At 40.7% G+C, this 14,224-nt stretch carries 13 protein-coding genes; 12 read left to right on the top strand and 1 reads right to left on the bottom strand.

Features of this window, described 5'->3' with window-relative positions:
* The first annotated feature begins 5 nt into the window (after positions 1 to 5).
* The 5 genes from WA352_RS00425 (at position 6) to WA352_RS00405 (ending at position 4,515) form a co-directional block, all read left to right on the top strand.
* Positions 6 to 1,013, top strand: a complete 1,008-nt coding sequence (locus WA352_RS00425) for a DNA-directed RNA polymerase subunit alpha (protein WP_004804125.1) — start codon at positions 6 to 8, stop codon at positions 1,011 to 1,013.
* An 18-nt stretch (positions 1,014 to 1,031) separates the two neighbouring features.
* Complete coding sequence (gene rplQ / locus WA352_RS00420) at positions 1,032 to 1,397, top strand: 50S ribosomal protein L17 (RefSeq protein ID WP_004641032.1); 366 nt, start codon at positions 1,032 to 1,034, stop codon at positions 1,395 to 1,397.
* Positions 1,398 to 1,547: 150 nt separating this feature from the next.
* A complete protein-coding gene (locus WA352_RS00415) occupies positions 1,548 to 2,045 on the top strand; it encodes a GNAT family N-acetyltransferase (protein ID WP_033134244.1) in 498 nt (165 codons plus the stop codon).
* A 351-nt stretch (positions 2,046 to 2,396) separates the two neighbouring features.
* On the top strand, positions 2,397 to 3,887 hold the full coding sequence (locus WA352_RS00410) for a flavin-containing monooxygenase (RefSeq protein ID WP_004804131.1): 1,491 nt from the start codon (positions 2,397 to 2,399) through the stop codon (positions 3,885 to 3,887).
* Between the two features lie 127 nt (positions 3,888 to 4,014).
* Entirely contained in the window at positions 4,015 to 4,515 is a 501-nt protein-coding gene (locus tag WA352_RS00405; RefSeq protein WP_005201193.1) for a DUF2059 domain-containing protein, read from the top strand.
* Positions 4,516 to 4,564: 49 nt separating this feature from the next.
* On the opposite strand, the gene WA352_RS00400 is transcribed toward WA352_RS00405, so the two are convergent.
* A complete protein-coding gene (locus WA352_RS00400) occupies positions 4,565 to 5,737 on the bottom strand; it encodes an acyl-CoA dehydrogenase family protein (protein ID WP_033134245.1) in 1,173 nt (390 codons plus the stop codon).
* Positions 5,738 to 5,924: 187 nt separating this feature from the next.
* Here WA352_RS00400 and WA352_RS00395 point away from each other — a divergent pair, with 187 nt between their 5' ends.
* The 7 genes from WA352_RS00395 (at position 5,925) to WA352_RS00365 (ending at position 14,164) form a co-directional block, all read left to right on the top strand.
* Entirely contained in the window at positions 5,925 to 6,182 is a 258-nt protein-coding gene (locus tag WA352_RS00395; RefSeq protein ID WP_004804137.1) for an FAD assembly factor SdhE, read from the top strand.
* A complete protein-coding gene (locus WA352_RS00390; RefSeq protein ID WP_033134246.1) occupies positions 6,175 to 6,564 on the top strand; it encodes a hypothetical protein in 390 nt (129 codons plus the stop codon). Before WA352_RS00395 ends, WA352_RS00390 begins: the two co-directional genes overlap by 8 nt.
* Before the next feature lie 207 nt (positions 6,565 to 6,771).
* Entirely contained in the window at positions 6,772 to 6,972 is a 201-nt protein-coding gene (locus WA352_RS00385; protein WP_004804140.1) for a hypothetical protein, read from the top strand.
* 359 nt (positions 6,973 to 7,331) lie between these two features.
* A complete protein-coding gene (locus tag WA352_RS00380; protein WP_004804142.1) occupies positions 7,332 to 8,447 on the top strand; it encodes a hypothetical protein in 1,116 nt (371 codons plus the stop codon).
* Positions 8,448 to 8,523: 76 nt separating this feature from the next.
* The gene (rrtA, locus tag WA352_RS00375) at positions 8,524 to 9,102 is read left to right on the top strand and encodes a rhombosortase (protein WP_033134247.1); all 579 of its coding nucleotides are present in this window, start codon (positions 8,524 to 8,526) and stop codon (positions 9,100 to 9,102) included.
* A gap of 145 nt (positions 9,103 to 9,247) precedes the next feature.
* On the top strand, positions 9,248 to 11,458 hold the full coding sequence (locus tag WA352_RS00370; RefSeq protein ID WP_033134248.1) for a TRAP transporter large permease subunit: 2,211 nt from the start codon (positions 9,248 to 9,250) through the stop codon (positions 11,456 to 11,458).
* A 501-nt stretch (positions 11,459 to 11,959) separates the two neighbouring features.
* Positions 11,960 to 14,164, top strand: coding sequence for a TRAP transporter large permease subunit (locus WA352_RS00365; protein ID WP_005201184.1), 2,205 nt, complete (start codon positions 11,960 to 11,962; stop codon positions 14,162 to 14,164).
* The last annotated feature ends 60 nt before the right edge of the window (positions 14,165 to 14,224 follow it).

Here is a 14,224-nt window from a genome sequence, read left to right as displayed (position 1 = left end):
AATAAATGACGCGTACTGCAAACGAGTTTCTAACTCCGCAAGCGATCAAGGTCGAAGCGGTGAGCGGGACCTCGGCAAAAGTGATTCTGGAACCTTTAGAGCGTGGCTTTGGTCATACTCTAGGTAATGCTTTACGTCGCATTCTATTGTCTTCTTTACCTGGCGCTGCTGTGGTTGAAGTGGAAATAGAAGGTGTCGAGCACGAGTACAGTACTTTAGAAGGCTTGCAGCAGGACATCGTCGAGCTCTTGCTGAACCTAAAAGGATTGTCTATTAAGCTGTTCGATCAAAACGAAGCATATTTGACATTAGAGAAACAAGGGGCGGGTGACGTAACTGCAGCTGATCTTCGTTTACCTCATAATGTTGAAGTGGTTAACCCTGATCATTTAATCGGTACTTTGAGTTCTACAGGTTCATTGAAAATGCGCCTTAAAGTTTCTCAAGGTCGTGGTTATGAAACATCTGACTCACGTTTCCCTGAAGGTGAAACACGTCCTGTAGGTCGTTTACAGTTAGATGCTTCTTATAGCCCAATTAAGCGTGTTTCATACACAGTAGAAAATGCTCGTGTTGAACAACGTACCGATCTTGATAAGTTAGTGATTGATCTTGAGACTAACGGAACTGTTGATCCAGAAGAAGCAATCCGCAAAGCGGCAACAATCTTGCAACAACAAATTGCAATTTTTGTTGATCTTCAGAAAGATCAAACTCCTGTTGCTCAAGAGCCTCGCGAAGAAGTTGACCCAATCTTGCTTCGTCCAGTAGATGATCTCGAGCTAACTGTTCGTTCTGCTAACTGTTTGAAGGCAGAAAATATTTACTACATTGGTGATCTTGTTCAACGTACTGAAGTTGAGTTGTTAAAAACTCCTAACTTAGGTAAAAAATCGTTAACAGAGATCAAAGATGTTTTGGCTTCGAAAGGTTTACAACTCGGCATGCGTTTAGAGAACTGGCCACCAGCTAGTCTCCGTATGGATGACCGTTTTGCCTATCGTAGCCGTTAATTAAGTAGGACTATCACCATGCGTCATCGTAATAGTGGTGTGAAATTAGGCCGTACCAGCAGCCACCGTAAGGCGTTGTTCCAAAATTTAACAAATGCTTTAGTTGAGCACGAGTTAATTAAAACAACTTTACCTAAAGCGAAAGAACTTCGCCGCGTTGCTGAGCCTTTAATCACTTTGGCAAAAAACGATACAGTAGCAAACCGTCGTTTAGCGTTTGCTCGTACTCGTTCTGCAGCAACTGTTGGTAAATTATTTACCGTTCTTGGCCCTCGTTACAAAGAACGTAACGGCGGCTATCTTCGTGTTCTTAAAGCGGGCTTCCGTGCAGGTGATGCTGCACCGATGGCTTACGTTGAACTCGTTGACCGTGAAGTAAAATAATACTTCTACGTGTAGAACAGTCAGTTGTTCCAAAAAAGGCCGGTGTAATAACCGGCCTTTTTTATTTATCTTTTTAATTAATCTGTGTTTGGCCAACTGGTTGATATGCTAAATTAAGTCGCGTTCTTATAAAAATTCAAATAGACAAGTATGCTAAATATTGAGATTAAAATTCTAAGTGTGAATGAGCTGAATGACTTTAGAACGATCAGGCTTTCAGCTTTAGCAAAAGCCCCTGAAATGTTTGGTTCTACTTATCGTATAGAAGCGGTAAAGCCATTAAGTTTCTTTGAAAATTGCTTATCTAGTTCAACAGTTTTTGGCGTTTACTACAACGATAAAATTATTGGTTCAGCGACTTTAACCCGAGAGGTCGCAACAAAGCTTGCTCATAAGGCTTATTTATCAAGTGTATTTATTGAACCTGAATTTCAAAGACAGGGGGTGGCAGATAGATTACTCAGGACTGTTATTGAACATAGCAAAGAATATCTAGAACAAATTTTACTTATTGTCGCTGATGATAATCAGCCAGCAATTAAGCTATATCAAAAGTTTGGTTTTCAAACTTATGGAGTGGAATCAAAAGCCTTGAAAAATAACGCAGAATATATAGATGAGCTTTTGATGAAGCTATTTTTATTCTAGGATATAAATGGCATTTTCTATTTGAAATTAAAGCTATGATCTAAAATTGCTAATACATCTATTTCTACATCATCTCTTATCCTGAGCTTTTTCCTTAAAAGTTGTCTCCCTGTAGATATTGAATAAAGCATGTTTATAAGTATTCAGTGAGTACAGATAATTTTATTCATCTACGAAAGCAAACCCTCTACTGAACGAAATCCAAGCAGAAATCTCAGGATTTTTTAGCACTCTTTTTTCTAAAATTGTCCCGAAGTGATATGAAAAAACCGATGAATGACCAAACTTGACATTGCGTATTGTCAAATTTGTGCTTTAATAAAGTCATGGTTTATACAGGGTATAAAAAAAATGGAAAAGCAAGTTGATGTATTAATTATTGGTGCAGGTATCTCTGGGATTGGGTTAGCTGTGCATCTCTCGAAAAACTGTCCACAACGTAAATTCGAAATCTTAGAACGTCGTGATAGCTTTGGTGGGACTTGGGATTTATTCCGTTACCCTGGTATTCGTTCTGACTCGGATATGTCAACGTTTGGTTTTAATTTTAAACCATGGGCAAAAGATAAAGTATTGGCAAGCGGTGCTGAGATCAAGGGCTATTTAAGCGATGTGATCAGTGAAAATCAGTTAAAAGATAAAATTCATTTTGGTCATCGTGTCCTTTCTGCAAACTACGATTCTGCAAAGAAAAAATGGGCTGTTGAAATTGAAGACAGTAACAAGAAAAAGCAAACTTGGTCTGCAAATTTTGTGATGGGTTGCACAGGCTACTACAACTATGATCAAGGTTATGCACCGAAATTTCCAAAACAAGAAGATTTCAAAGGCCAATTGATCCACCCACAACACTGGCCTGAAAACCTAGATTATACAGGTAAGAAAGTCGTTATTATTGGTAGTGGTGCAACAGCAATTACCCTTGTTCCTTCAATGGTGAAAGGCGGTGCAGGGCATGTAACCATGTTACAGCGTTCTCCTTCTTATATTGCGACGATTCCTTCAATTGACTTCATTTATGAAAAAACGCGTAAATTTATGTCTGAGGAAACCGCTTATAAATTTACCCGTGCACGTAATATTGGTATGCAACGTGGTATTTATGCATTAGCACAAAAATATCCAAAAACAGTACGTCGCTTATTGTTGAAAGGTATTGAGTTGCAGTTGAAAGGTAAGGTGGATATGAAACACTTTACACCAAGCTATAACCCTTGGGATCAACGTTTATGTGTCGTACCAGATGGTGATTTATTCAAGGCATTACGTGAAGGCCAAGCCAATGTTGAAACAGATCAAATTGAAAAATTCACGGCAAATGGTATTCAATTGAAGTCTGGTAAACACCTTGAAGCAGATATTGTGATTTCAGCAACAGGTTTAGAAATCCAAATCTTGGGTGGCGTGAAAGGCACAATTGATGGTAAGCCAATGGATACCTCTCAACACATGCTATATCAAGGTGTGATGGTCAGTGATGTACCAAATATGGCAATGATCATTGGCTATATCAATGCATCTTGGACCTTAAAGGTTGATATTGCAGCGGATTATATCTGTCGTTTGCTGAATCATATGGACAAAAATGGCTATGATGAAGTCATTGCCCATGCGGATCCAGCATTGCGTGAACAAGATACCATTATGGGTAAAATGTCTTCTGGTTATATTGCACGTGCAGCAGATGTAATGCCGAAGCAAGGTAAAAAAGCACCGTGGAAAATCACCAATAACTATCTTGCGGATCGTAAAGAATTGAAAGATGCATCATTCAATGACGTGGTCCTGCAATTCCATAAACGTGGTGAGCAAGTCGATCGTAAGCCAAAGCTAGTGTCGTAATTATTTATTGAATTTATTAAAAAACCCTATGCATAAGCATGGGGTTTTTTATTTGCAATCGGGCTTTAAATTCGATCAATATCGCGTATATTGAGCACATTAGAAAATTTTGATTAGGGATAATACGATGAAAAAAATCATCATCTTAGGGACATTATTATTCAGTACATTGGTGTTTGCCGATGATGCAAAACAAAAAGAAGTCATTGCGCAAAAGCTGGTATCTGTTGACGGGACTGAACAAGGTTTGCAAAACACCGATAAAATGATTTTAGAGCAAATTCGTATGCGTTTGCCAAAAGACTTACCTGAAAGTTTTTATACCGATTTGAGCAAAAATCTGAATAGTGAACAGCGTAAGCAATTTATCGTGCAACGTTATGTGGAAAGTTTTAGCCAGAAAGAGTTACAAGCTGCATTGACCTTTTATCAATCTGTAGAAGGTAAGGCTTGGGCAAAGAAAGCCAGTGATGTTGGCAGTGAAGTCGCACATTTCACCACACAAAATGCACGTACTGCACTGAATACCACCATGCAACAATATATTGAGAATCCAAAAGTTAAGCAGCTAATGGCAAGAATGAATCCGCAGCCCGTTCAAACGACTGAAAAACCTGAATCGAAATAAATAAAAAAGCGATCGTGCATCGGGCACGATCCCTTTGTTGTATTGCTATTTAGAGGGTACGAGAAATGAGTTCTTTCATAATTTCATTGGTACCTGCATAAATACGATTGGCACGGTTGTCGATATAAGCACGGGCAATTGGATATTCCAGCATATAACCATAACCACCATGTAGTTGTAAGCAGTCATCTACAACTTTTGAGAACATGTCGGAAATTTTGTATTTCGCAGCTGCGGCCGCATCCACACCTAAGTTTTCTTCAAGCTGTAGTTCCATACAGCGATCGAGATAGGTACGACAGAAATCAATTTCAGTGCGCAATTCCGCCAGTTTAAAGCGAGTATTCTGGAAGGTACTAATGGCTTTGCCGAATGCTTTACGATCTTTGGTGTATTGCACGGTATGTGCAAAGGCTGCTTCAGCACCTGCTTGACAGATAATTGCGACCAGCATACGTTCCCAAGCGAGTTCTTTCATCAACATGATAAATCCCATGCCTTCCATACCTAATAGGTTTTCTTTCGGCACACGGACATTATCAAAGAACAATTCACAGGTATCTTGGCCTTTCATCCCAATTTTGTTCAAAGGTTTACCTTTGCTGAAACCAGCACGATCCGCTTCTACAATCAGTAAGGATAAATTGGCTGAGCCTTTTTCATTGTTGCCTGTTTTACACACCACAATCGCCATGTCGCAAAGATAGCCATTGGTAATAAAGATTTTAGAACCATTGATGACATATTCATCGCCATCCAATACGGCAGTCGTGCGAACTGCTTGTAGGTCGGAACCTGTACCAGGTTCAGTCATCGCAATCGCTGTGACGGCTTCGCCTGTTGCCATTTTTGGTAACCAGTGTTGCTTTTGCGCTTCATTGCCGAAGTTGTTGATATAGTTGGCAACAATATCTGAATGCAAAGAGAAGCCCGTGCTTGAATCCATGGCATAGGCTTGTTCTTCGATCAGAATCATACTGTAGAGACGATCGACACCTGAGCCACCATATTGTTCTGGCATGGTCGTGCAAAGTAAGCCAAGTGCACCTGCCTTATTCCATAAGTCACGATCTACATGTTGTTGTGTTTCATATTTTTCAATATTAGGAACAACTTCTTTCTCATAGAATTTACGCACGGTTTCACGGAATGCTTCATGGTCTGAAGTAAACAGTTTGCGTGGCAGCATGTTTGGAATTGGACGAATAGCACCTGATTGCATTTGTTATTTTTCCCTAGTGTGTTGGATTTAAATCATCTTCATCACCATACAAGAAATTGAAAATAGTGAACAATGTGATCAATGCTCAATTTGATTGATGTATTTGGTCACTTGAGAAAAATCTCTCAGAACTTCATCGGGGAGATCGGGTACACTATGGAAAAATTGTTGCATTGCGGAGCCAATAATGTCTGATGAAATGACACTGGAAGAGCGTAAGGTTGTGTATCGTGCGCGTCGCGGTTTAAAAGAAATCGATGTGTATTTTGATCCTTATGTTAAAAACCACTACCTGACAGCTGATATTGCTGAAAAGGCATTATTTGCCGAGTTGGTTGATCAAGAAGATCCAGATTTATTGGATTGGTTTATGGAGGTAGGGGAACCACCTCGTGCAGAATTAAAAGATTTTATTTTAAAATTAAAACACTATGTCCATGGCTAATGGTGTTTTCGAGCTGCAACGCAGTCGTTTTGCGATGATATTGCAGCTCTTGATTTTCATTGCCATCCTTAGTTTAACCTATTCCTTACTTACCTTATGGATTTGGCTACTGTGCTTTGGCATGATGGGCTTTGCTTGGTTTTTATTTTTGAAACGACCTCAAATTAGACGTTTTGAATACTTGGATCATCAAGAATGTTCGTTCGAATTTTATGACCCCAAATTAAAGATCCAGCGTAGACAGATCATCAAAATATTAGATCACCAACTTTATATCGCGCTCTATTTTTCTCAGGAAAAGCATAAAAATTGCATTATTTGGTGGGATCAATTGTCATATTCGCAATGGAAAAAGCTAAAATTACGCGCAAAACTGGGATGATTGTTCGACAATTCTACAACTGTATAAAATTAATAAGAATATAAATTTCAATAATTTAATTAAAATTAAGGTTTGTCTTGTTTAAATTGTTAGATTAAATACTCTAAAAAATAGTGAAAATTATGATTGTCAGACAATCTGACGATCAAGTCCGATTTATTTTCGTTAAAGTACAAACACCAACGTAAAGGGTGGTGGAGGTCCTAAATGGAAATTCCAACATGGTCGTTTCTGGTGGTCGCAATCATTTTTGCGATTGTAGTAGGAAGAGCAGGAACTTTACTCAGGGAATTTCTTGAATCACGTCAAGTTGTCGTGACCAAGAGAAAGAGATTGAAAGTGTCATCAATATATCACTCTCCCGTGAATATCGATGGTGAACGCCAATCTAGTATCTATCAAAAGTAGATACGTAAGTGTAGGAGGTCTCTATGGAGATTTCAATGTGGATGTTTCTAGTAATTGCAATCGTTATGGCGATTGTTGTAGGAAGAGCTGGAACGTTACTCAAGGATTATTTTCAACAAAACTAAAATATAAAGAGTTTCACGATTTTACCAGTTAATAAGTAGCATGTGCTGAACCGTCGCAATGCTACTTTTTTTTGCCTGAAATTTCTGTTCAGCCGCTTAAGTGTCAATTCATTCCTCTGTGATTTGTGTCAAAATGTCTAGGTTAAAATTAGAGCAATTACTCTTTAATTCAGGTTATGCATCTGATAATGTACAGCTAAAAGGAAAAAACAAATTATTAGAGGGACAGGAAGTATGTCTAAACTCCAAAAAATTGGACAAGGTGTGGCGGTTGCTGTATTGACAACATCAATGCTATCAGGATGTTCATATGTGATTAAAACGGGTGCGAATGTTGCACTTGGTTTTGGTGAAAACCATATTGTTCCACCAATTTTAGCAATGGATGATGCTGAAATGGTGTGTAACTCAGGGAATGCTTTAACCCCTGCCGTGATGTCAACCAAAGATATGGGTGCTGATCCAACTCGCATGGCGGTATTGTTATATACCGCAGCGGGCGTTTGTGCTGAGAACCAAGCCTTAGAAGCAGAGTTGCGTTACCTGCGTGCGTCTAAAGCAGGTCAGGTTTCAGAAGCACAAGATGCGCGTATTGAACAGAAACGTTGGGCGGGAATTGCGGCCGAACGTCAATATGCGGGCTATCAGCTTTTTGCGAATCGTTGGGAAACTAAATACAAATATAAGTTAGGCGATTCATGCCCAACCATGCGTAATGACCTCGATCAAACTGTTTATTTACTCGGTATGGTGAGTGGTCTGCAAGCCATGACCAACGATATCAACTCTGGTGGTGCGATTAATGTCCCTAAGGATATCGCAGGTATTGTTGAGCGTGGTATGGCCTGTTTAGACAATGAAAAATTCTGGGGTGCACCAATGGCAACCCGTGCAGTCATCTGGACCTTATTACCAGGTGCTGGTGACGGTAAGCCTGAACCGTATGCCACCATGAAGCAGTCTATGGCCATTGGTGAGAAGAAAGGTGTTCGTTTAGCACATGCTTTATATGCCGTTGCCGCACAGGCCAGTGGTGATGATGCCAAGCTACGCGATGCTTTCCGTTCATATGCTGCGGCAACAGGTGAAGATAAACCAGCAAATCCACAGTTCCGATTGATTGATAAAATGGCTGGTTTGATGGTTCGTGGTATCGCAGATCGTTATTGGACTGAAAATACAGGTGTAAGAGCCAGTGACGAAGGCTTAACTTCATTCTGGGATGACAAACAAGAAAGCTCAGCTGAGTTGGATTCGTTGTTTGACGGTGGTGAAGCAGCACCTGCGCAGGATCAAGCTGCACCAGCATCAGACCAGGCGGCACCAGCACAAGAAACTCCAGCGGAGTAACCTGAATTAAACGACCTTTTACAGATGAACTATCTAAACTTGTAAAAGGTCTGTTTTTTTAGGAGGCGGTCAGCCTATGAAAGATCAAATATGGGTAAGTAAAATTATTTTGATTGCGATATGTATTTCCATATCGGCTTGTCTACAAGTTTTTGCTGATCATTTTATTTATTGGCGTCCAAGTTTACTCACCGAGTTTTGGCGCTTATGGACTGCGCATTGGGTTCATGTAGGATGGGTTCACTTTCTACTGAATATGATGGCTTTTGCCTGTTTACCTTTTATTTTTCCTCATGTTCGCAATTGGCATTTAGGTGCATTATTGCTCGTGTTACCTCCCTTTATTAGTTTAATTTTTTATTTCTACCTACCTTATATTGATGCTTATGCTGGGCTTTCAGGGGTCTTGCATGGTCTTTATGCTGCAGTCGGTGTGGTGTATGTGCAATATAAGAATGAGCGAAAATTTGCAATTTTGGTCTTAGCCTTGATTGCGGCAAAACTGATTTGGGAGAATACCTTTGGGCAAACAGGGACTGCTCAATTAATTGGCAGTCCAGTCCTGACCGAAGCACATTTGATTGGTGCGATTGGTGGACTGCTCTGTGGTTTAGGTTATTTACTGATAAAAAAGATAAAAACGACAACAACATGATCATTTGATTAAGACGCTTAATAATAAATTCAGTGGGTACAGAGGGATTGGTTATACAGGGAATAAATGTATTCTCTATCAACCATGTACATTGCAAGATTCAGCATCTTCGGAGGGGTGTTGATCACAATAAACTGGAATAGATATGCAGCATAATCAACAGAAAAAAACTGGATTAGGTCTATTGAGTTATATTTGGACCGAGTGGATATCAACCTTTGTTATCCTTTTCTTATTACTCATGACACTGATTATTGGTACTGGAGAGATGATCCATGGTCAGTTATTACGTATGGGCGAACGTTTATATGGTGATCCTGCGATTGGAATGCAGTATTCATTCCTTCGTGCCGAACCAGAAAAACCCACCTGTGACCGAAATCCCAATATCGATGCACAAGTTCAAGAGCAGATGCGGATTAATGCAGCCGATGAATTTGCCAGTATGTTTGGCGTGGCTTCGGAATCAGATGTACGCGCTTCCTTGATGGCAGCACAGCAGCAATGTAATGAAAAATATCAATTTTATGATAAGGCAATGATGCATATCGAGGCACATCCGAGTGTGCGGACCTATCGTCAGATTGAAACCAGCTTCTTTGGCATCTTTAAATTTGGTACAGAAAACCGTGCTTTATTCTTGGTGATTATGGTGGTGTTTGCGGCCATCAGTGCCACATTAAAGACCCATCATATTGGTTTGCGCAGCCCAGCGACGAAAATTGATTTCCGTATCTATAGCATTGCGATGCTGATTGGAAATGGTTTATTGACCTCATCGGTGATGAGTCAATATCGATCTGTGATGAATTCTGGTGTTCCGATCAGCTCAGAAATGACGCTGATTTATTGGTTATGGATGATCTTATTTGCGGTACTGACCTTGATTAGTCTGTATCAGTTGATTAAGTCGCCTACGCCAACCCGAGAAGGGGGGAGTGTTGGTTTAGCCTTTCTAAGCGTGCCACTTTATGCCTATATGGCGATTATCACGGGGGTTGCCTTTACCTTCTTTATGGCCTATCCAATGGGACAAGGAATTTATTTGGGGCAGTTGGTTGAGTTCTCGAGTATTTTCTTAAATCTGGCCCTGTTTATTTGGGCGGGGATGTTGTTAAAACAGACGCGGATTGTCGATTTATTCCTGAATATTCTGCGTCCGTGGAATCTTGCCCCTGAAACATTAACCTGGTTGATCTTAATTGCAGCAGCATTACCAACGGCCTATACCGGTGCTTCAGGTATTTTCGTGATTGCTGCAGGTGCAATTATTTATAAAGAAGTCTGGAATGCAGGTGGTCGTCGCCAATTTGCTTTGGCTGCAACGGCACTGTCTGGTTCGCTTGGGGTCGTGCTTCGTCCATGTCTATTGATTGTGGTTGTCGCATCTCTGAATAAAGAAGTGACCACTGACCTGCTGTATCAATATGGCATGTACACCTTCTTGTTAACCTCAACTTTATTCTTGGTGATTGCACTGTTTTTTGCCGAACAGAAATTTAGAGTTGCACCACTCAAAATTGCCTTGCCCAAGTCGTTACGTGCATTTGTGCCTGTATCACCTTATATCGTAATTTTCATTCTGATCTGGTTGTTCTATAAACATGCTCTAGCGACAGATCTGAATGAATTTACCGCACCTGTAATGATGCCAGTGATTTTATTGCTGATGGTGCTCTTTGATAAATTGCGTAAAGAACCTGCACCCTTAGCACCCGTTGGGCATTGGGACAGTACTTTGAACAGTTACACCATTCCTGCGGATGGCTCTCAACGTGCTGCGCCAATCAACCCAGCAGATGATCCGAGGAATCCTGTGCGCCGTGTTTCTTTCGGTAAAGCATTACATGCATCGACCAGTGAGACCGTTGGACATATTGGGGCTTTGGTGATCCTCATGGCACTTTCGGTGAGTGTCGGAGGTTTCCTTGAACAGATTCATATCATGGAAACTTTCCCGCAAGATATTAATAGCACCTATGTGGTGATCACGCTGATCGTGCTGTTGATGATTTTTGTGGGGATGATTATGGACCCATTTGGGGCAGTGATTTTAATTACTGCAACCGTTGCGCCCGTGGCTTATCAGTATGGCATTGATCCTGTGCACTTCTGGATGATTGCATTAATTGGTTTTGAACTGGGGTATGTCACGCCGCCAGTTGCATTGAATCACTTATTGGCGAGACAGTCGATTGGGGATGCTGAAGTGGCAGAGGCGGATGCCGAAGTACGCCATCAATCCTTTTTCTATCGCTATGAGCGCTGGATTTTACCATTACTGGTGATGGTGCCTGCAATTCTGATCATTGCCTATGTCCCTTATAGCTTTAAATTATTTGGCTGGTATAGCTAGCGAAGCTTAAAGAAAAAATAAGCACCTTAGGGTGCTTATTTTGTGCAGAAGTAAATACTATTGAACTCTGGTTATAGTAGTGAATATCGAGTGAACCAATAACTATAGGTGAATTTAGACTAGCGCTGATTATTATGTGATTAAAATAACATTTTGAGATCGAACCAGTTATGCTATAAATAGACGGAAAAGATGGAGTAGCCTGCTTTAAGATCGGATTCATCTTTCTAAAGGGCAGCTGTAAAAAGGCAATTTGGGGCACGAAATTTGTAATCAGCAGAGTGATAAAAATGGAGAGCGCTCGAGAGAACAGATAAATTGATAAAAACAACCAACAAAAAAGTGATTGCAGTCATTCTTTTTTATAAAAGTTTGCTGCAAATTTAAGCGGTTTAAAAGGGATTGGTGATTCAAAGGGTAAATTCATTTATCTATCAACCAAGGACAGCGCATGATTCAACATCTTTGGATGGATGTTGATAACAATAAATTGGAATAGACATGCAAAATGATCAAGAGAATAAGACTGGATTAGCCCGATTAGGCTATATCTGGAATGATTGGATATCAACCTTCATTATTCTTGCTTTGTTGCTAATGACGTTGCTTATTGGTACAGGCGAAATGATTCACGGTCAGATGCTTCGTATGGGGGAGCGTCTTTACGGTGATCAAACAACAGGGATGCAATATTCGTTTTTACGTGCGGAACCTGAAAAACCATCTTGTGATCGACATCCAAACATTGATGCACAAGTTCAAGAGCAGATGAAAGCCAATGCTGCCGATGAATTTGCAAGTATGTTTGGTGCGGCTTCTGAAGCTGATGTTCGTGCGTCTTTATTGGCCGCACAGCAGCAGTGTGAAGAAAAATACCAATTCTATGATAAAGCAATGAAGCACTTGGAAGCGCATCCAAGTATTCGTACTTATCGTAAAGTTGAAACTACTTTCTTCGGAATCTTTAAATTAGGTTCTGAAAACCAAACTGTTATTTTATTAATCATGGTGTTGTTTGCTTCAATTACAGCATCTTTGCGTTATCACCACATTGGTTTACGTGCACCAAAAACTAGAATCGACTTCCGTGTCTATTCAGCATTGATGGTTGCGGGTAATGCTTTACTCAGTTATTCGGTGATTAGCCAATACCATTCAGTATTGAATTCAGGTGTTGAAGTTGCTGGAAAAACGGCCGTTTTGTATTGGTTGTGGATTGCGCTATTTGTGTCATTGACCATTATCAGTATTTTCCAATTCATCTTTATCCCGAAAACAGCACAACCGAAGGGTAACTTTGGTTTGGCGCTACTGAGTGTTCCTCTGTATGCGTTTATGTCTTTGGTGACAGGGATTGTATTTACCTTCTTCATGGATTATCCAATGGGGCAAGGGATTTACTTGGGTATCTTGGTTGAGTTCTCAGGTATTTTCTTAAATCTGGCCTTGTTCATTTGGGCGGGTATGTTACTGACCCAAACACGCGTGATGGATTTATTCTTAAATATCTTACGTCCGTGGAACTTGGCGCCAGAAACTTTAACTTGGTTAATCTTGATTGCAGCAGCGATTCCAACAGCATATACAGGTGCTTCAGGGATTTTCGTTATTGCAGCAGGTGCGATCATCTATAAAGAAGTTTGGAACTCAGGTGCTCGCCGTCAATATGCCTTAGCTGTATCGGCAATGTCGGGTTCTTTGGGTGTGGTGATTCGTCCATGTCTATTGGTTATCTTGATCTCAATGCTCGACAGCCGCCATGTGACATCGACTGAATTATTTGATCACGGTATCTATGTCTTCTGGTTAACAGCCTTCATCTTCTTGGGTGTTTCTCTGATTCTTGCAGAGGAAAAGTTCCGTGTGAACTCACCTAAAATCGCTGTGCCAGGGATGTTACGTGCATGTGTGCCTGTGATCCCATATATCATCATTGGTTTTGCTGTGGTGATGTTCTATAAGCTTGCTTTAGATACGTCAATCAATGAATTTACTGCGCCAATGATTTTACCGTTGGTGTTGATTGCAATGATCTTGTTTGACAAGTTATTTGCCTCAAAACTTGCACCTGCACCAGTGGTGGATGCGAAGCATGAAGCATTGGTTCGTGAGCATGAGAAAAAATCTGAGTTCTTGAAATCACATGATCCACATGGTAGCAAGAGCTTTGGTTTTGGCGGGGCATTACGTTTTGCAACCTCAGAAACAGTGGGACACATCGGTGCCTTAATCCTGTTGATGGCCTTGTCTGCAAGTGTCGGTGGCTTAATTGAACGTGCAGAAGTGGTTGAGTTATTACCGACTCACTTGGGCAATATCTATATTTCGCTTGCCTTCATTGCGTTGTTACTTGCGATTATTGGGATGACCACCGATCCATTCGGTGCGGTGATTCTGGTTGCTGCAACGGTTGCCCCTGTTGCTTACGAGAATGGTATCCATCCGATCCACTTCTGGATGATCGTATTGGTGGCATTCGAGTTTGGTTATGTAACGCCGCCTGTTGCCCTGAACCACTTGCTGACGCGACTCTCCGTCGGGGATGAAGAGGTCTCGGCCGCCGATAAGGAAGCGAAAGAGAAATACACCAGTTTCTACTTCCGCTATGAGCGTTGGTTATTGCCGATTATCGTCTTGTTCTCATCGTTGGTGTTGGTGACCTATGCGCCGTATATCTTCCAAATGTTTGGTTGGTATAAGCATTAACAGTTGAAAATAAAAAAGCACCTTCGGGTGCTTTTTTTATTATTATTTTATTGAAGGAGT

Origin of the sequence: Acinetobacter sp. 102 (assembly GCF_037028485.1) — a bacterium.
Taxonomy (GTDB): domain Bacteria; phylum Pseudomonadota; class Gammaproteobacteria; order Pseudomonadales; family Moraxellaceae; genus Acinetobacter; species Acinetobacter higginsii.
Note: the sequence above shows the minus strand (reverse complement) of the source record. Positions and strands in the feature narration are given on the sequence as shown.

Bases quoted from the DNA above. Each gene is read 5' to 3' on its own strand.
- WA352_RS00425 (WP_004804125.1), top strand. From the start codon at position 6: ATGACGCGTACTGCAAACGAGTTTCTAACTCCGCAAGCGATCAAGGTC.
- rplQ (WP_004641032.1), top strand. From the start codon at position 1,032: ATGCGTCATCGTAATAGTGGTGTGAAATTAGGCCGTACCAGCAGCCAC.
- WA352_RS00415 (WP_033134244.1), top strand. From the start codon at position 1,548: ATGCTAAATATTGAGATTAAAATTCTAAGTGTGAATGAGCTGAATGAC.
- WA352_RS00410 (WP_004804131.1), top strand. From the start codon at position 2,397: ATGGAAAAGCAAGTTGATGTATTAATTATTGGTGCAGGTATCTCTGGG.
- WA352_RS00405 (WP_005201193.1), top strand. From the start codon at position 4,015: ATGAAAAAAATCATCATCTTAGGGACATTATTATTCAGTACATTGGTG.
- WA352_RS00400 (WP_033134245.1), bottom strand. From the start codon at position 5,737: ATGCAATCAGGTGCTATTCGTCCAATTCCAAACATGCTGCCACGCAAA.
- WA352_RS00395 (WP_004804137.1), top strand. From the start codon at position 5,925: ATGTCTGATGAAATGACACTGGAAGAGCGTAAGGTTGTGTATCGTGCG.
- WA352_RS00390 (WP_033134246.1), top strand. From the start codon at position 6,175: ATGGCTAATGGTGTTTTCGAGCTGCAACGCAGTCGTTTTGCGATGATA.
- WA352_RS00385 (WP_004804140.1), top strand. From the start codon at position 6,772: ATGGAAATTCCAACATGGTCGTTTCTGGTGGTCGCAATCATTTTTGCG.
- WA352_RS00380 (WP_004804142.1), top strand. From the start codon at position 7,332: ATGTCTAAACTCCAAAAAATTGGACAAGGTGTGGCGGTTGCTGTATTG.
- rrtA (WP_033134247.1), top strand. From the start codon at position 8,524: ATGAAAGATCAAATATGGGTAAGTAAAATTATTTTGATTGCGATATGT.
- WA352_RS00370 (WP_033134248.1), top strand. From the start codon at position 9,248: ATGCAGCATAATCAACAGAAAAAAACTGGATTAGGTCTATTGAGTTAT.
- WA352_RS00365 (WP_005201184.1), top strand. From the start codon at position 11,960: ATGCAAAATGATCAAGAGAATAAGACTGGATTAGCCCGATTAGGCTAT.